14 protein-coding genes are annotated in these 17,098 nt (G+C 59.0%); 5 read left to right on the top strand and 9 right to left on the bottom strand.

The genetic code is table 11. The annotated features are described in order from the left end of the window. Window positions 1–2 precede the first annotated feature (2 nt). Window positions 3–1,610, bottom strand: coding sequence for an ABC transporter substrate-binding protein (locus tag ACK3EW_RS22225; protein ID WP_493807909.1), 1,608 nt, complete (start codon window positions 1,608–1,610; stop codon window positions 3–5). A gap of 122 nt (window positions 1,611–1,732) precedes the next feature. Between ACK3EW_RS22225 and ACK3EW_RS22230 the strand changes: the two genes are divergently transcribed. Continuing rightward, window positions 1,733–2,638 carry a LysR family transcriptional regulator gene (locus ACK3EW_RS22230; RefSeq protein ID WP_493807910.1) on the top strand — a complete coding sequence of 302 codons (906 nt, stop codon included), beginning with the start codon at window positions 1,733–1,735 and terminating at the stop codon, window positions 2,636–2,638. A gap of 171 nt (window positions 2,639–2,809) precedes the next feature. Here ACK3EW_RS22230 and ACK3EW_RS22235 read toward each other — a convergent pair whose 3' ends face one another. The 7 genes from ACK3EW_RS22235 to ACK3EW_RS22265 form a co-directional block, all read right to left on the bottom strand. After that, the gene (locus ACK3EW_RS22235; RefSeq protein ID WP_493807911.1) at window positions 2,810–6,778 is read right to left on the bottom strand and encodes an ExeM/NucH family extracellular endonuclease; all 3,969 of its coding nucleotides are present in this window, start codon (window positions 6,776–6,778) and stop codon (window positions 2,810–2,812) included. A 343-nt stretch (window positions 6,779–7,121) separates the two neighbouring features. Continuing rightward, complete coding sequence (locus ACK3EW_RS22240; RefSeq protein ID WP_493807912.1) at window positions 7,122–7,805, bottom strand: hypothetical protein; 684 nt, start codon at window positions 7,803–7,805, stop codon at window positions 7,122–7,124. Continuing rightward, complete coding sequence (locus ACK3EW_RS22245; RefSeq protein WP_493807913.1) at window positions 7,802–8,851, bottom strand: helix-turn-helix domain-containing protein; 1,050 nt, start codon at window positions 8,849–8,851, stop codon at window positions 7,802–7,804. Before ACK3EW_RS22245 ends, ACK3EW_RS22240 begins: the two co-directional genes overlap by 4 nt. Then, the gene (locus ACK3EW_RS22250) at window positions 8,848–9,285 is read right to left on the bottom strand and encodes a VRR-NUC domain-containing protein (RefSeq protein ID WP_493807914.1); all 438 of its coding nucleotides are present in this window, start codon (window positions 9,283–9,285) and stop codon (window positions 8,848–8,850) included. Before ACK3EW_RS22250 ends, ACK3EW_RS22245 begins: the two co-directional genes overlap by 4 nt. Further along, entirely contained in the window at window positions 9,282–9,560 is a 279-nt protein-coding gene (locus ACK3EW_RS22255; protein WP_493807915.1) for a hypothetical protein, read from the bottom strand. The genes ACK3EW_RS22250 and ACK3EW_RS22255 overlap by 4 nt, the downstream gene beginning before the upstream one ends. Continuing rightward, a complete protein-coding gene (locus ACK3EW_RS22260; protein ID WP_188483857.1) occupies window positions 9,557–9,802 on the bottom strand; it encodes a helix-turn-helix domain-containing protein in 246 nt (81 codons plus the stop codon). Before ACK3EW_RS22260 ends, ACK3EW_RS22255 begins: the two co-directional genes overlap by 4 nt. Then, window positions 9,799–10,098 carry a hypothetical protein gene (locus tag ACK3EW_RS22265; RefSeq protein WP_493807916.1) on the bottom strand — a complete coding sequence of 100 codons (300 nt, stop codon included), beginning with the start codon at window positions 10,096–10,098 and terminating at the stop codon, window positions 9,799–9,801. The genes ACK3EW_RS22260 and ACK3EW_RS22265 overlap by 4 nt, the downstream gene beginning before the upstream one ends. 304 nt (window positions 10,099–10,402) lie before the next feature. Here ACK3EW_RS22265 and ACK3EW_RS22270 point away from each other — a divergent pair, with 304 nt between their 5' ends. Beyond that, the gene (locus ACK3EW_RS22270; RefSeq protein ID WP_493807917.1) at window positions 10,403–11,668 is read left to right on the top strand and encodes a tyrosine-type recombinase/integrase; all 1,266 of its coding nucleotides are present in this window, start codon (window positions 10,403–10,405) and stop codon (window positions 11,666–11,668) included. A 7-nt stretch (window positions 11,669–11,675) separates the two neighbouring features. On the opposite strand, the gene ACK3EW_RS22275 is transcribed toward ACK3EW_RS22270, so the two are convergent. Next, window positions 11,676–12,272: a hypothetical protein gene (locus tag ACK3EW_RS22275; protein ID WP_493807918.1), complete on the bottom strand. Its 597-nt coding sequence runs from the start codon at window positions 12,270–12,272 to the stop codon at window positions 11,676–11,678. Between the two features lie 217 nt (window positions 12,273–12,489). Between ACK3EW_RS22275 and ACK3EW_RS22280 the strand changes: the two genes are divergently transcribed. The 3 genes from ACK3EW_RS22280 to ACK3EW_RS22290 all read left to right on the top strand — a co-directional run bounded on the left by ACK3EW_RS22280 (window position 12,490) and on the right by ACK3EW_RS22290 (window position 17,052). Beyond that, window positions 12,490–13,482, top strand: a complete 993-nt coding sequence (locus ACK3EW_RS22280; RefSeq protein ID WP_493807919.1) for a helix-turn-helix transcriptional regulator — start codon at window positions 12,490–12,492, stop codon at window positions 13,480–13,482. Further along, window positions 13,479–14,885, top strand: coding sequence for a Y-family DNA polymerase (locus tag ACK3EW_RS22285; RefSeq protein ID WP_493807920.1), 1,407 nt, complete (start codon window positions 13,479–13,481; stop codon window positions 14,883–14,885). The genes ACK3EW_RS22280 and ACK3EW_RS22285 overlap by 4 nt, the downstream gene beginning before the upstream one ends. Before the next feature lie 82 nt (window positions 14,886–14,967). Beyond that, on the top strand, window positions 14,968–17,052 hold the full coding sequence (locus tag ACK3EW_RS22290; protein WP_493807921.1) for a UPF0149 family protein: 2,085 nt from the start codon (window positions 14,968–14,970) through the stop codon (window positions 17,050–17,052). Window positions 17,053–17,098: the final 46 nt, after the last annotated feature.

Raw genomic sequence — 17,098 nt, forward strand, 5'->3', positions numbered from 1 at the left:
GCTCAGACCCCCGTCATGCGGCGCGGGTCGAGCTGGCGGTGAAACCAGAACTCGTAGCCTGACGCGCCATTGACCGCGACGTTCAGCGCCGGCTGATAGAGAGGGATGCGCGGCAGGTCGTCGATCACGATCTGGAACATCTTCTTGACCAGCGGCGCCCATTCCGGGTCATCCATCGACATGTGCAGCGTCTGTTCGGTAAGGGCGTGAACCTCGGGATTGTCGTAGTTCGACGAATTGAACAGCCGGTCCTTCTGATAGGCCCAGAAGAAGTAGTAATCGGGCGTGTTCAGCCATCCACCGAAGTTCTCCAAGTGGAAATCGAGCGACTTGTCGACCAGCGCCACGGTGCGCCAGTTAGCACCGGGGATGCGTTCGACGGTGGTGGTAATGCCAAGCTGACCAAGGCTTTCCTGAATCAACAGGGCTGTCGGTTCCATCCAGCTTGCCAGGTCGAGGCTGATCGACATCTGCACCGGGAAGCCGCTCGCAAAGCTGGACGCCTCGAGATGTTCGCGCGCCTTGTCCATGTCGGTGGCGTAGGGGAACGGGCGGGGCCAGGCGGTATCGGTGATCTCGGTCGGGCCGCCCCACATCGGCGCGCCGCGCCCGTAGGCGGCGGATTGAAAGATCGCCTCGTAGGGGATCGCATGTGCGATGGCCTTGCGCACCTCGGGGTCCTGGAACGGCTCGAATTTCGTGTTCAGGCAGGCGCAGTGGATGCAGTTCTCGATCGGGGTCGAGAAAACATCGACGGTGCCCACCAGTTCCGAAGCGTCGCGGTCGGGGATGTCGAAGGACACCTGCACGTCGCCGCGTTCGATCAGCGCGCGGCGGGTCGAGTTGTTCGGCACCTCGCGCATGATGACACGCCGGATCTCGGGCACCGGTCCACCGACCCAGCCGTCGTTGCGGTCATAGACGATCTGCTGGCCCTGATCCCACCGCGTCACCGTATAGGCACCCGATCCGGCAGTGGTGGTGTGCAGGTATTCCATGGCCCAGGGATCGGCCTCCGTCGCATTGGCGATGGCCACCTTTGAGTTGATGATGAAGGGCACAGGCACGGCCAAATTCGGCAGCGACAGCTTGGACGGGTAGTCCAGCCGCAGCACGAAGGTCTGGTCGTCCACAGCCTCGAACTGGTCGGGTCGGAAGAACCCACCGGCGCGCATCTGCGTGGACGGGAACCCGCCGACCGAAACGGCGCGGTCGAAGGACCATTTCACATCCGCCGCCGTCACCGGGCTGCCATCGGTGAAGGTGGCGTCGGGCTTGAGCGTGAAGGTAAAGACAAGGCCATCGTCGGAGATGGTCCAGCTTTCGGCCAGTTCCGGCACGATGGTGTCATAGTCATACGACATCTCGCCGGTCGGCAACTGGCGCGACCCGAAGCCGACCAGCCGGTCATAGCAGTTGATCGCGACCTGATAGCTGGCGCGGTTGGTACCGGTGCGGTGCAAGTCCAGACTGTTGATCGTCTGGCCCGAGGCCACGACCATCGTCTCGAGCCCTTGCGCATCCGCGCGTGTGGCCCATGCAAAGGGCGTCATGGCGGCACCGCCCGCGGCGGCGGTCAGTTTCAGAAAATTTCGTCGATTGGTTTGCATCGCTTGCAGCCCCCTTGGCATCGGTCAGATTTCTGCTGTGCAGCATGGCATGTTGTAGCCAGTTCGAAAAATGCTATGATTTCACCAATCCGGTGCATTCAATGCACCACTTGGAAAGCGTCATGATGCAGCACCTGGACACATTCCGCCTGATCGAGGCGATTGCGCGTGCCGGTTCGATCCGCAAGGCGGCAGAGGATTCCAACATCACCGCCTCGGCCCTGAACCGACGCCTGGCCCGGTTCGAACGCGAATTCGGCTCGCAAATTTTTGAACGGCTGCCGCGCGGCGTGCGCCTGAACCCGGCCGGAGAGTTGGTGCTGCAGCACTACCGCGCGCAACGCTCGGACCTGGCGCGGGTGAAAAGCCAGGTCGCCGACCTTTCGGGGGTGCGCCGCGGTCATGTCACCATCGCCTGTTCGCAGGCGCTCCTGCCGTTTTTCCTGCCGCAGCAGATCGCGGCCTATCGCAATGCGCATCAGGGCGTGACCTTTGCCGTCAACGTGCGCGACCGCGAACAGGCCGAGGCGGAGCTGGTCAGTTTCCGCAGCGATCTGGCGCTGGTGTTCGAGCCCCGCGTTCTGGTGGATTTCGAGGTGCTGCACGCCATCCCGCAGCCGGTTTGCGCACTGTTCACGCGGGATCATCCGCTTGCGGATCGGGCCGAGCTGCGGCTGCGCGACTGTCTTGACCATCCGCATATCGCACCTGCGCACAAATACGGCGTGCGCGGGCTGCTCGACATGGCGGGCAAACGGGTTGGCCGGACTGTGACGCCGGTGGTGGAGACGGAATCCTTCGAGTTGATCCGCTACTACGTGATGCATGAACGCGCGGTCGGATTCCAAATCCCCATCGGTCTGTCGGCGGAACAGGATACCGGCATGGTGTTCCGACCGATCTCGGATCGGGACATGCCACCGGGTAACCTTCTCTTGGGTCAGATGCGAGGGCGGGTCTTGTCCGTCGCCACGTCTCGCTTTGCAGATCAGGTGTCACTTGCGCTTGCGCAGATGTCGGATGCTTAAGGCCGCAGGGATGCGGGTGGAAAAGAGGTACGATTAGGCCTATGCTGAACGCACAAAATGTCGTTGCACTTCCGCATAGAACCAAGCTGTATCGCAAAGACCCGACCGAGCGTCTGAACAAGGCGGTGAAGCGGCGTGTCGACGTCGTTTTTATCTTCCTGAACGATATACCTACTCAAACGAATTACCTAACAAGCCAAGCAATGGCAGCAAAAAATCACCGGTCACTGGGTCTAAAGCGTTTGCGTGGAAGTTGTCGATAGTTTGCTTTGCTGTTTGGAGGCTTAGGTCACTTCCATCGTATAATGCCATCGCTATCGCTGCTTCTGATGTATCAGAAAGGCCTTTGTGCACGGCAAAATAAGCCCCAACATTGACCTTGTTGTCCAAATAGTTTCTATCAGATGAATCGCCTGCGACTCCGCCAAGAACTTCCAAAATGAATCGGTCTCGGCTAACGGACCCGGAGTTAAGGCTATTGACCCAAAAATCAAATCCGGCCTGATCTGGAGTTCTCCCGAGTACATTCTTGTACACAGTTGTTGCAAATTCTGTGCTTGATGTGCCCTCTGGATAGGTTCTGAGCGTTTCAGATTGTCCGGCGAACAGCGTGGCCATTTCTTCCTTACTGGTCCCGTTGGCGTAAGCTGTACCCCAAAAGTTGAGGCCAATCGCATCCGGTGCACGATTGTAATAGGCGATATAGAGCTCAATGAACTCTCTTAATTCGACCTCACTGAGAGATGAAGCTCTACCGAACTGAGCGAGGTTGAATTCCTTATAGGGACCGTCGTCGAACAGCAGAAATTCCGTATTCGTCAATGTGTCGGTGCCATTGCCATCGGTCCGACGGTCGTGGACTTGAACGCCTGAATATGTCAGTATCACCGTGTAGTTGTTTTGGTTTCCATCATAGGAAACTCTATCTATGCCGCTTCCGCCATCAATGGTGTCATTGCCTTCGCTTGCCGTGATAAAATCATTTCCGCCTTTGGTCGAAATCACCTCGGATGATTCTGTTCCTATGAAGCTATCGGCAGCATCCGTCGGATTGCTGGTTTCGGGGTGCATTTCGCTGTTGCCCGTGCCGCCGAGGTCGGTGTCCAGAAAATCGCCCTGGTGCTTTGCGTCACCCGGATCGAGATCAAGCCCGATCAACAGCGGGTCATGGTCAGAATTGCGGAATGGAGAGCTGCCATCGAATAATGCTGGCAATCTCTCGAAATCGAGATTGTAGTCTAGAATATCCGGCTCATCGGCGTTGACAGGCCATTTTGTGGCGCCGGTGAGCTGTTCCGCCAGACTGCCATTCACAAGCCCATAATCGAGCGTGCCGATCGTTCCATCGAACAGGAACGAATATTGCGTTCCATCGCTGAACAGATCGAACACGTCGATATAACCAGCTTCTTTCAAAACAGTGATCGGGTCTTCCATGGCGTACGAATTCAGATCTCCGATGATCATGAAATCCTCGTCACCGGAACCTGTCGGATCAGTCTCGAGCCACTCCGCGAGTGCCCTAGCAGCACCGGTCCGAATGCCGTTGAACGCGCCTTGGCCGTCGCCGATATCGGCATCGTCCGCTTCGCCGGTGCCACCCTTCGATTTGAAGTGATTGACGGCCACGGTGAACGTGCCGCCCGTGCTCAGTTCGGTAAAGGTAGCGGCGAGAGACGCACGGTTGGTGTTGATGCCGTCGAAAAGTGGCCCAAGATCATCCAAGCCAAGCTCGGGCAAGATACTATCGTCGAGGATTGCGATCGAGGTGCCATAGGTCACCTCGACGGTTTGCGTGTCGTAAATGAAGCCATTCGAGATTGCATCGCCGGTGTCGACAAAGCCGCGGCCGGGATCGACTGGTGCATAAACACGACCGGTGGCGCTGTTAAGACTGTCGACCAGAACTTGGATTGCGAAGCGACCGTCACCGTTCTGATCGAACGAGAACTCGTTCTCCAACTCGATAAGCCCGAGGATATCGGCGTCGAGCGCTGCTATGGCTGTTGTCAGCTTTTCGAGTTGGCGTTCGAATTCCTCGACACTGTCGGCACCGCGCGGCTCCAACCTGTTCGGGCCGGACCTTGCATCGGGATCGCTATCTATGGTCGTGAAGAAGTTAAGCACGTTGAAGGAGGCAACCGACAACGACCCACCCACATCTTCTGGCGCGGCCCGACGGGGGTTGGTGCTGATCACAACTGTGTCGAACAAATCTTCAACCGGCTGAATGCGGTATTCCCCGAAGGTGTAGCTGAGAACGCCACCCAGCCCAGTTACCTGATCGCCGCCGCGAAAGCTGTTATCGGATGAGAATGCGCTGCCGTCAGGCAAGTGCAATTCGGTCGGATTCTGGTTAATTCGACCGTCGTCCAGAAGGATCGCTCGGGTCTCAAGTTCGGCCTGAAACGCCGCATATCCTTCGATGCTTGGCGCGTTCAACTGAGTATATTGGTAGGGTCGACCGTTGAAGCCGACTTCGAAATCTAGGCCTGCTGTCACAGTGTCACCGGCAAAGAGCCGGATCTCGCCAAAGCGGTCGTAGTTGAAATACTCGGTGATCGTTAGGGTATTCTCGATCTCGACAAGCGTCCCTTCGAGCGCTTCGAGGTTCGCGCTGTCACCTGGCAGACTGATGCTGCTTGCCGTAGGAAGTGCATTGCCGGAACTATCCACCGTGACGGCCACCTCGGTGAGTTGAGTAAGGCCGTGGAATTCGATAACGCGCCCCGTTATTGTGACAAGGTCTCCCTTGGCCACGTTGACGGTAGGCGAGTCGCCATCAAAGATGAACAGACCCTCCGAAGTAAGGACATCTGTATCCTTGTCGGCATCTTCCTCTTGCACGAAGAAGCCGTTGAGATCGCCGTCAGTACCTGCGCCGCCGTCCTGATAATCGCCGACAACTATAGCCTGGATCGTGACCGTTTTCCCTTCGAGCGGGCTGGAGGCGCCCCGTCCCTGAACCTCATGGATCCTGACAGCCGAGGGCTCGGGCAACTCTGTCAAAGTTGACGATGTGGGCGTGTTTGCGGAACCCAAGTTGAAGTCGGAGATTTCCCAGTCGCTTGCGGCGTCGGTATCGACGAAGTCCGTGGCCCGACGTACTCCGGCGGGGAAGAAGGAACCGTCCGGCCCGATCACAGGCGCATTGAAGAAGAAACTGTCGCCAGCTCCGCCATCGGTGATCGCAACGGTATCGATCACGACTTCCGCACCGGTCACTCCGCTTCCCGCGAGGCTTGCCGTCTCGACCAAGGCGATAGTCAGGCTGCTGTTTTCAAGGAAATTGTCCCCGATTATGAAATCAGGAAGGACGCCGTAGTTTTGGGCGAGACCATTAGGATTTCCGATCAGGAAAATGCCGTTTTCTCTGATCACATCTGACGACGTGAAGTCTATCCGTCGATCGATCTCGCCGTTCGATATGCCGGCGTCACTTTCGACGACTATCAGGCTCAAACCCTCCAGCGAGGCTCCTGCCGTTCCGCTGATCTCGATAAACTCGGTATCGTCGGCGCCTATATGCGATGCCAGCACTTCGTTGATCAGGATGGGGTTCGACGGCTCCGTGCCTTCTTCTGTCACGGTGAAGGCCTCGGTCGGCATGATTTGGCGATCCGTGTTGCTGCCGCTCCAATTTGCCGGATTGTTTATCGCGGCAAGCAGCGCTGCCCGGGTGCCCGACGTCGTGCCAGAGTAAATGGCGTTGTCTATTTCGCTTAGCGCAATGGCCGTCATGCCATCGACTAGGCCCGTTGGAAGAGCTGATGCGTTGGAATTTAGCGCGTCCGTCTGCCAGATGCCTAGACCGTCTGAACCCTCGGAGTTGATGGCCGCGACGAAGATTGGCGCGTTGCGGTCACCCTGATACGCAATGATCTGGTCACCACTGGTCGCGAGTGCCACACTCGACACAGCCGGATTGATCACGGTCCCAGCCGCAATGAACGCTGGCGCCGTCCATGTGAAAGAGCCCTCGGTTTCGCGGAACCCGCCAGTCGCGAACCAGCCGTTGTCGGTAAATATGACTTCCGTGCCGGCATCGATATCAACTAGGGTAACAAACGCAAATTCATCTGGATTGCCGAAATTGAATCCGACAAAAGCGATATCCCCCGCGCTGAGAACCGTCGGCACTGTGACCTCCAAGGGCGAGCTTTTGCCCAAGCGATTTTGCTACAAGATAAGATTTTTTATATTGGCTTTCTAAGCATTTATGGTTGCATGCCTCGGACACGCATACAAGTCCCTTGAGCCGAGTCTCGGGAGTCCGCCGAGAACAGCTCGCTCATCAATTGCTTCGATGTTCCGTGTGCTTGTGGTCATGTCGGCAAACGCACCCTGTCCACCACCTTTAGCTTCCGAGCGTCACTGATCCCGGCGGAATAAATCATGGGTTCGGACAATTCGGACAGGCGCATCCGAGGTCAGTGACAGCGCTACAGCGGTGAGCACCGCTTTCGTCATCCGCGGCAAGAGCTCATCGATGTAACCCCGGTCCTCTGCGGGTCCACGGCTGCAACGATGGCATTGTTTCCGACAGTTTCACGTCCCGCAGTAATCCAACCGTACTTAACCCATCGCGAACCCAATCCAGCGCCTGCCACCAATCTTCGTAGGATTGCCGTGCGCTATCGATTTGGCGCCGGTCTGGTGAAAATCGAACGGGGCATGCGCGCACTTCGACGCTACGCCATTTGCCATCGACCAACGCGCGCTCGGTACCGACCACCTCGCTGACTGCGCGATCCCCATGTCGGTTTCGTTTCATAGCCACGGGCACACAGCGTGGCACGGCTCCCGGCATCCAGTCTGGCGTCATCCCCGCCCGCGCGAGCTCTGCCACGCGGATGGCCATGCGCTTGCCGCCGAGGCTGTCGGGGAGCCCGGCAACAATCGCGGCAATGACCTCGGCGTCGGGATGGGTGTAGCTGCCCAACTTGTAGCGGCCACCATCGACAGCTGTGCCAAGGACGGCGCGCTGCGCCAGGACGTATTGCAATCCAAAGCTCTGGGGTTCCCCACCGTCGGTTTCAGGCTCGGGCAGCTCGAGCTGGGCTTTCTCGACCCCGAAGGCCCATTCAAGGGCCTGCTGGACGGATAATCTGCGCTTGGCGCGGGCGCCTGCGCCGGAGCATCCGTGCAGGCTTTGATCGTGTTTCACTGGATGTTCCTTTCGCGCAGGCGCTGGGCGGTGACGAGGCCGCGGTTCAGCATCTGATCGCGCATGGCGTTGGTGATGGCGTTGGAGGGCAGGTAGCGGTTTGAGTTGACCCAATCGGCGTAGAAGGCGGGTGGATCGGCGCTGGGCGGGCTCGCCGTGCACGCGGCGGTGGCCTTCGCCGAGACGCGACACGGCGCGCCTGCAGCTTCCGCCTTGCGCCGGGCTGCACGCTGCATGACGCGATCCAGCGCCTTGGGCCCATCCGGCGGGGCAGGGTGGGTGTCCCGAGAGGCCGAGGCCGCCGCAACGATCTCCGCCTCGGTCAGACCAAGATCGATTTGCCACCGCCGGACGTGTTCCCGGGGCGGCCAGCCTTGCCACCAGCCGGGCAGGGCGCCGCTGGGATCGAAGCCCAGCGCCGTGAGCAGCGCTCCAAAAAAATCTTCGTCGAGGCTCGCGCGCGCCTGCGCGCCCTCCTCCTCCTTTACTGGTTTACTTAAAGGTTCCCTTACAGGGTTAGTGTCCCATTTTGAGACACGGGAATCGCCATTTTTGAGACACGGGTTTGCGCCAAAATGAGACACGGGCCCGTGTCCCGGTTCGAGACACGGCGGAGCTGGGCTGGGGGGCTGCGCGCCCATGCCCTGCATGGCGGTGTCGCCTGTACCCCCGTGTCCCAAATCGAGACACGGGGCGTCTAGCGGCGCTGCAGGTGGATGTGATGGGGTTTCCGCCCCGCCATCAGGATCCGGCGCGCCCTTGGTCAGGCCAGTGAGCTCGAAGCCGAGCAGATACCGGGTCGGGCGCTGCTGGCCGGTTTTGGTGTCGATGATCGGCACCCGGCGGATGAGACCACGGGCCTCCAGATCGTCGAGATGCCGGTTCAGCGTGGCGCGGCCGATCTCGCAATCCAGAGCCAGGCGCTCCTGCGTCGGGAAACACCCGAAGTCGGGATTGTAGCGATCGCAAAGATGCCAGAGGACAATCTTTGTTGTGGGCTTCAGCCCGCGTTGCTGGATCGCCCAATTGGTGGCGGCGTGGCTCATGACGACGCCCTCCCGGAACAAGCTCGAGACCCGGAGACGCCCAGCGCCGGGCTGCCGACAGCGCCAACCACCCGTGTGGTGAGCCCGTGATCCGCCAGAGCGCCCAGCGCGTCATCCAAGGAGCGCACCAGCGCCCAGCCAAACCCCTGCGCCTGCACCGCGTCGCGAAACGCCTGCTGCGCCGGGCTGAGCTGCCCCTTGCGGGATTTGAGCTCCAGAAACAGCACACGGCCATCACAAAGCACCACCAGATCGGCAAAGCCGGGGTGCACCCCCATGCCGGTCAGGATGGCCTGGCGCTTGGCGCCCCGAGGCCCGGCCTGCGCGACCTCGTTTGCGCTGTGATGCACGATCGCCCCTTTGGGCAGGACGACCCGCAAGGCGCTGACCATAGCGCGCTGCAGGTCCGCCTCCGGTGTTCCGCGTGTCTTCATCGCCGGTCCTCCGGATCAGCCCAGGCGGGGCGCCCGCGGCCATGGGCTTTGCCCCCCAGAACGACGAGCAGGATGCGGGCATCCTCGCGCTCCTCGGGCGTCTGGCCATGCTGGACCAGCACATTGCAGGCCAGCCTGACCATGTGGTCGGAATGGTGCACCACATCGGCCACCACGATGCGGGCCTCGCGCAGGCGCTCGTCGACCCAGTCCTGGCGGCTGTCATCGCGCGCACCGCGCCGGCGTTGCGCACGGAAGGGAAGGGGAAGGCTCATCGGCGTGCCCTCCGCGCATGAGAGGGCGATGCTTCCTGCTGTAAGAGCCACTCCTGCACAGCGTCGCGGCGATAATAGATTTTCCGGCCGGCCCGGACACAAGGCGGTCCAAACCGCAGCTTTTCCCAGCGATGCAGGGTCTCCACGGTTACATCAAGTTCCAGCGCGAGGTCGAGACGGCTTATCCAGCCGCTCAGCACGCGCAGTTTACTGGGTCCGGGGGACGTCATGGTTTCTGTCATCTGATTTCTCCTGTTCGGCGCCCAACACGGGCGCAGGTCAGGACGTCAGAAACGCAGACAGAAAGGGGTGGCAGGAAGGCAACGACCGGCAGCGAAACGCCAAACCCTTGCCGGTCATCGATATCATTGAGTTTTTCGGATTTCGGTTCAGGCGCATATCCTTGTTCAACACGACTTTGTGTCTCGGAAAATCGCTCTGCCCCGATCGTGAAACTCTGATCCACCGCTGATTTACAAGAATTCAGCGTGTTTTCAGGTGATTGACTGACATTGAAACGGATTGGCCAAACCGGCAAGGGGTCAGACCCCTTGCCGGTCATTGATTTTAAACGGAATTTACAGATTTCGAGCTTCCAAATGGGTGAACTGGCTGTTTGAGCGGTTCAATTATCGTTCTTTGGCGCCGATCGTCGGCCTCGATTTTGGCCGCTTGGCCGCAGTCCTGGCAGCAGAGAACGCATATTGTTCAACAATTTCAATGACCGGCAAGCTTTTTCTGTTTCGCTGCCGGTCGCTGCCTAGACGCCGGTCGGTCGCACATGATCCGCTTGATACCTCTGAATATCTACGCCTGTGTCCCAGGCGGAAGGAGCTGTGACCATGGTGAACCGACCGCGCTTGACCGAAAAATTGGTACGTGACCTGATGCCCGACGTGGATCGCGCGTATCAAATCTTTGATACGGATGTACGCGGGCTCTCCATTCGGGTGATGCCCTCTGGCGAGCGATCTTTCGTGTTGGACTACCGTTTTGCGGGGCGGCAACGCAGGATGACGATTGGGCGTTGGCCGGAATGGAGCGTGACCACGGTTCGAGACCGTGCCCGCGAATTGCGCCGACTGATCGACGCAGGGACTGACCCGCTTGACGAACGAGGTGCACTGCGCGAGGCACCAAGGTTCAAGGATTTGATCGATCGGTATCTCGCCGAGCATGCGTCGACCCTGACGCCACTGAGCGCATCGGATCACAAATCTTTCCTGTCCAAACTGGTGGCGCCACATTGGGGCAACAAGCTTGTGGCAGAGATCTCCCCACAGGATGTGGCCTCGCTGCTCAATTTGATCGCCGAGGGCAGGGCCCGGCCTTCCAAGGCAAAGCCCAATAACCGGGCGCGCAAATTGCAGGGGAGAAAGCCCACCCCGGTTCGGGCCAATCGGATCGGGGAAGTCCTGCGAAAAATGTTCAATCTCGCCATCCAATGGGGCTGGCGTACAGACAATCCCGCACAAGGGTTCAAGAAACGCGTTGAAACCGCGCGCGAACGCTTCTTGTCCCACGAGGAGATTGCGAGGCTTGCGGATGTCTTGGACGCGGCCGAAGATCAGCGGGCTGCCAGCATTATCCGGTTGTGCATGCTGACGGGTGCGCGCGTTGGTGAGGTGCGGCAAGCCCGGTTTGAGCAATTCAATCTTGAACTCGGTATCTGGTCAAAACCTGCAGCCACCACCAAACAGCGCAAAGTCCACAGGGTGCCGATTTCGGCGGATGTGGCAGCCATCGTGCGACAGCGGTCAGGCAGTGTGCCCAGAGGCAACCCGTGGCTGTTTCCCGGCGATGTGCCGGGCCAACCCGTCAAAGAAATCCGCCGCTTCTGGATCATGGTCCAGCGAGAGGCAGACCTACCGGGAGTTCGGATTCATGATTTGCGTCATACATTCGCATCGCTTCTGGTCAGCGGTGGAGCCTCGCTGGAAATGATCGGCAAGCTGCTCGGGCACAGTCAGATGCAAACCACGCTGCGCTATGCGCATCTGATGGACTCGCCGTTGCGTGCCGGCGTTGATGCTGTGGCGGGCATGGTCAGACCACGCCCCAAGCTCGTCCACAACGCGGATGCAGAGCCGAAAACCAAACGCGCCTGAGACACGCTCAGGTCTTGCCACGCATAGCGCGCCAGAACGGACGCAAGCGACGACGGATGGTGCTCTCATCGGGGATATCCCCATTCTCCGCGACTTCAATGAACCAGTCCTGCAACTCCGCGATGAGTTCCGCCTGGGTCTCAGGCAGGCCGTTTTCATGCACGCGTTTGAGCAAAGTGACATACATCCCCTCCCAGTCATAAGGGGAAAAACCACCGGTGCCGCCACTGATCCGCCGAAACAGATCGTAATCGTCTTCAAACTGCCGGACGTCTTTGCCGCTGATCATCAGGTCGGCAATCGACACTTCGACGCCGTCACTGGGAACCGTGACATAGCACCATTCGCCCAAATCCTCCGGCTTGATCCGCTGGAGCTTGATCACAGTAGGGCCGGTACCGTTGCGGCGAAAGAAGGGCAGCATGTCCATGGGGGAAATGGTGATCTTGCCGGACACCATTTCGGTGCCGCAGATGGCCAGGGGAATGCCGGTGACGATCTCCAGCTTGCCTTCGTTGGCCCAACCGCCAATATCGGCAATGGTGCAGCCCCATCGCGACGCGGTTTCGTGCAGGGTGAAGAACGCTCGTGGTGGTAGTGCCATATACGCCCAGTCTCCTTTTGCGTTTACGTGGTCAGGCACGAGACGCTTGTTGCGCGCCGTGCGGGCAGCTTTGAGGGACCAAACGACCAGACCTGATCGGGTGCCCGGTAAAGGCTCACTTGAGTCACGGCATTGATCAAACTCTGTGTTCGGCGAATCGCCCTCATATCGACTATACCGGAGCCACTACGTCAAAAACTGTCGGGGTTGTGCGCTTATGTCGTTTCAGAAAGCAAAGGACTTGCTGAAGCTCGCCAACATGTCCGCCAGCCGACACCGAGGTATCAGCGTGCAGGAGATCGCAGAGGAATTTGCCGTCAACGAACGGACCGCCCAGCGCATGATCCAAGCATTAAAAGATGTGTTTCCCACCGTCTCGCATGTGACAGACAGCGACCGGCGGCGAAGATGGAAGGTACGCGAGACCAGCAAGCTTGGGATGCCGGGTCTTTACGATCACGAGCTTGTTGCGCTGGAGATGAGTATCCGGCGGGCAGAGCGGGAAGGCGCGCAGTCGGAAAAGGACGCTTTATCTGGGCTGCGCGATCGCCTGATGGCGACATTGCCGCCATTGCATGCGCGCCGCGCAGAGGTCGATGCCGAGACACTTCTGGAAGCGCGCGGTTATGCGTGCAGGCCAGGTCCCCGCGTGAAGACCTCCGAGGGGATGTTGAAAAGCATTGCCGGAGCCATGAGAGGACCCTATCGGCTGACATTGATGTATCAAGGTGAACACGATCCTGAACCGAAACATCGTGTCATCGAGCCCTATGGTCTGTTGTTTGGTACGCGCCATTATTTAATTGGGCGCGATATCGCGAAAGATGACCGGTTTCGTCGCTTCCGCCTGGATCGCATGTCAGATGTGGAAATCACCATTCAATGGTTTGAAAAGGACAAGGACTTCGACTTGCAGGCTTATGCGGAGCAGTCTTTCGGCTCCTTCCATTCCGATTCAGAGTTCACGCGGATCGTGTGGCGATTTTCAGCGGCTGCAGCGGCGGCTGCGCGGGAGTTTGAGTTTCATCCCAAGCAAGAATTTATCGACCAAGATGACGGGTCACTTCTTGTCATTTTTGACGCCAGCGGTCTCGTGGAAATGGCATGGCATCTGGCCAAGTGGGGGGATGCGGTAGAGGTCATCGAGCCTGCTGCTTTGCGTGATATGGTGTCTGTCTATCGCAACTCGCCAATCAAAGTGCGGCCATGACCAGCACCACGCCGAACAATTTCAGCTCCGATGACAGTGGCGCCACATGCGATGGCAGTGCGGGCGAGATGTCGACACAGAACGCATCCAAGAACGAAGGGACGCCGAATGTTGAACGGCTCTATCTTGATTTCGACAGTTTCTTTGCGTCGGCCGAGCAGCACTTCAACGCAGAGCTGCGCGGCCGGCCCCTTGGCGTCGTGCCACTGGACTCGCCTCATACCAGTTGCATCGCAGTCAGCCGCGAGGCCAAGGCACGCGGTGTGAAGTCCGGAGCAACAATCCGTGCTGCCCGCCAAGTGATCCCCGACATGGTGTTTGTGATCGCACGGCATGACGCCTATGTCCGGTTGCACAAACGCATCCTTGCCGTCATCGGCACCATCTTACCAGTGGAGCGCGTTCGGTCTATCGACGAGGTTGTCTGCCATTTGACGCCGAGCGAGGCGGCGGAAGGAAGAGCACTTGCAGATCGCATCAAGACCGCACTGGCAGGTGCGTTCAGCCCAGCGCTGACATGTTCCATCGGCATGGCCCCAACCGAGTTGCTCGCCAAGATTGGTGCTGAAATGAACAAGCCAGACGGGTTTGTGCTGATCAAGGTAGAAGACCTCCCTGGATGCCTGTCACATCTCGACCTCCGGGACCTGCCGGGCATCTCGAAAGGCATTGGTGCGCGCCTCGCGGCAGCTGGAGTCGAAGACATTGACGCTCTTTGGCGGCTGGCACCGAAACAGGCGCGGAAAATCTGGGGCAATGTCGAAGGCGAACGATTCTGGAATGAACTCCACGGCATTCACGCCGAGCGACCCGACACCAAGAAAAGCATGTACGGCCATAGCCGTGTTCTGCCCCGAGACTCCCGCACACCTGACAAGGTGGAAGCCTGTGCCCGGCAACTTCTGCTGAGTGCCACCCGCCGAATGAGACGAGACAACCTGCGAGCGACAGAGCTGACCCTGGCGTTTCGGGGCGGACGGGGTGCCGAGGATGGTCGATGGAATTGGCGTGATACATTCCCGGCAGCTCGGGACGACCGTACCTTCATGCGCGCTCTGTCGGAGGGGCTTCGTGAGGCCCGCCGGACGCTGCGCTTTTCGCCGCAAGCAGTCAGCGTGACGATACACGGCGTGGTCTCCGATGCGGAGATCACCGGTGACCTTTTTGGCGGCACACTGGAGATGGGGTCGGACACCGCTTCGCGGGAAAAATGGGAGACGGTCAGTGACCTCATGGACACTCTTCGCAAATCACACGGTGCGAAGGCCTTGTCCCTGGGCGTACAAGACGAGGTCTTTGGTGGCTATGTCGGGGCGAAGATTGCCTTTGGTCGTATCCCGGACGAAGCTGATTTCAGCGAGGCGGCAACGGCGGACGAGGAGACGCACTTCCTGTCCTTTTGAAGTGGATTTGGGTGGACAGCCAGATCGCTGTTCATGAAAAGGAGGCGCGGCACATAGGTGCGCTGGGTTGTACAAGGTGGTGATGGAAATGATCGAGACTTGTCTGATGGACCGTCCAAAGACCGATAACGAGAGAAGCACGTTGCTCTGGGTGAATCGTTGGGCTGTGCAACTGTCGAATAATGCGGATGCGGTCCTAGACCTCGTCGATGCACTGTCCGAAGACGAGTCTGACTGCGCTGATGATTGCCTCGTCCTGCTATCGCGGATTTTGGACGAAGCGCGTATGAACATCGAAAATGACGAGCGCGGGGCTGCTGATTTTTTCGAGGGTTTGGCCGCGGGCCTGGCAGAGCGTGCTGATGCAGATGAACTCGATGCTGGAACCTGCTTTGGAATTTCTCAGGCATACCTCCGTGCAGGGCTGACGCCTCCCGATCAGCTGCGCAGCGCACCAGAGGCCTTTATGGAGGTATTTGCGGCAGGGGAACCTGTTGAACTACCGGACGTTGGGGATTTGGTAAACGGGCTGGTTCCAGAGGGTTCGACACCTTTTGAAATATATACCGGGCTACGAGAGATGCTCGGTGCCATGCAAACCGAGGTAACGACGACAATTCTGACGCATATGATCGGGCAGGGTAACCCACGCATGGTTGCGATAGGGCGGTATTTTCTGCTCGATCCCGTGGCCGAGATGCGCGATGCGGCTATTAGCGGCTTCGAACTTCTGGCGGATCATGCCAAGATCGACGCGGCCGTGTTGTCCGATCTCATCCGGGTCCGTAACTGGATCCCGAATGGCCCAGCGCTGGATAAACTGATCAAGACTGTGCTCCGACGGGAGCCCTCTGGGGGCACTGTTCCGCAACCCTGGCAGCTTCACCGGGTCATGACGTCTCTTCCGGATGGGACCGGTTCACAAAGCATCATGGGCGTCTGCAGCCGCGGCAACACACGCGCCGTGGCCGCGGTCATGATCAAGGCCGGACACGGGATCAAGGATGCGTATGTCATCGCCTGTGCCAGCCGAAATGATCAAAAAATGATGGTTGAACAGATCGAACGCGCCATGGCGATGTATGATGTGTCACCTTCCTATCTCGCCCGCGCCTTTGGCGTTGCGCTTGGAGATGGGCTAGAGCGGGGTAGGGTGACGGCACCGGGGTTTCTGGATGTCGCCCTAATGTTCGGCGTGAGCGATGTGACGCCACAACATGGTGCGCATGACGCTGTGCTGGCAGCGATCGATCCCCTGGGAGAGCTTGCTGCGCTGTCGGACAATCGCCGTAGCCGGTTGATTGGCAAGAGTCGGGACTGGTTCTCCGAGTATGACATCACGAGCAGCTGGTTTATGTCCGATGCCAGTTTGATGACCGCGCTGGAACAAGCTCGGACGGAAACATCTGCCAAGAAAATTGTAGCAGGGCACCTTGAGACAAAGCGTGAATTCTGGGCAAAACTCTTCGCCCGTTCCGCGCTGATCCTGAGCCATGACAGCAGCGCGGCGTCTGATGCCTGGTTGAGCTTTGCTGCTGTCGCACAGGCGCTGGCATCCGGACGGGAAACCAAAAAAATACCCGTGTTTGAGGATATTCTCCAGCATACGCTATACGTCGCCGCGGAGCGCGCGATGGAAGAGCTCGAAGCTGAAGGTGCCTGGGACGACGACGAAACTGGACCGCCAGCGATCGCGCCCGAGCAAAAAGGTGAACTGGCCAAGTTGCTCAAAGGCAGTCGGCTCAAGCCAGATCAGATTGACGGGTATTTGACCGCCGTTCTGGTCGCCCCGGAGTTCATGCCACCGCACGCATGGCTCATGCCGCTGATGCAGGGGGTCGAAGTGAAAGGGCAGGGCTCCATCCAGCGCATACTGGACATCATCATGGTGCGGTTCGGCCTGCTGAACGAGGCCGTGCTCCTTGGTGAAATCGGTAGCAATCTGCGCGACCTGCCCACGAAGCAGTTTCAGGCATGGGCTGAGGGATTTGCGCATGCGGTCGATGCCGTAAAGGGCGCATGGCCGAAACGGGCCCAAAGTCGTGATGACAAGCAAGTCATCGACATGATCCGCAGAGCCGCTACCGAAGATTTAACGGCAACCCTCAGACCCCTCCTGCCCAGCTGGTTGCAAGCGACTGCGAGTAAATGGCGCGAGGAAGTGTGATGCGTACCATGATGAGCGCCGCTATCGGCCCAAAGGCGACCTTGAG

Source organism: Marivita sp. NO-S04, from assembly GCF_059070475.1.

What these genes read in the sequence shown, in the direction of transcription:
- ACK3EW_RS22225 (WP_493807909.1), bottom strand. Translation starts at nt 1,610, where the DNA reads ATGCAAACCAATCGACGAAATTTTCTGAAACTGACCGCCGCCGCGGGC.
- ACK3EW_RS22230 (WP_493807910.1), top strand. Translation starts at nt 1,733, where the DNA reads ATGATGCAGCACCTGGACACATTCCGCCTGATCGAGGCGATTGCGCGT.
- ACK3EW_RS22245 (WP_493807913.1), bottom strand. Translation starts at nt 8,851, where the DNA reads ATGAGCCACGCCGCCACCAATTGGGCGATCCAGCAACGCGGGCTGAAG.
- ACK3EW_RS22250 (WP_493807914.1), bottom strand. Translation starts at nt 9,285, where the DNA reads ATGAAGACACGCGGAACACCGGAGGCGGACCTGCAGCGCGCTATGGTC.
- ACK3EW_RS22255 (WP_493807915.1), bottom strand. Translation starts at nt 9,560, where the DNA reads ATGAGCCTTCCCCTTCCCTTCCGTGCGCAACGCCGGCGCGGTGCGCGC.
- ACK3EW_RS22260 (WP_188483857.1), bottom strand. Translation starts at nt 9,802, where the DNA reads ATGACAGAAACCATGACGTCCCCCGGACCCAGTAAACTGCGCGTGCTG.
- ACK3EW_RS22270 (WP_493807917.1), top strand. Translation starts at nt 10,403, where the DNA reads ATGGTGAACCGACCGCGCTTGACCGAAAAATTGGTACGTGACCTGATG.
- ACK3EW_RS22275 (WP_493807918.1), bottom strand. Translation starts at nt 12,272, where the DNA reads ATGGCACTACCACCACGAGCGTTCTTCACCCTGCACGAAACCGCGTCG.
- ACK3EW_RS22280 (WP_493807919.1), top strand. Translation starts at nt 12,490, where the DNA reads ATGTCGTTTCAGAAAGCAAAGGACTTGCTGAAGCTCGCCAACATGTCC.
- ACK3EW_RS22285 (WP_493807920.1), top strand. Translation starts at nt 13,479, where the DNA reads ATGACCAGCACCACGCCGAACAATTTCAGCTCCGATGACAGTGGCGCC.
- ACK3EW_RS22290 (WP_493807921.1), top strand. Translation starts at nt 14,968, where the DNA reads ATGGAAATGATCGAGACTTGTCTGATGGACCGTCCAAAGACCGATAAC.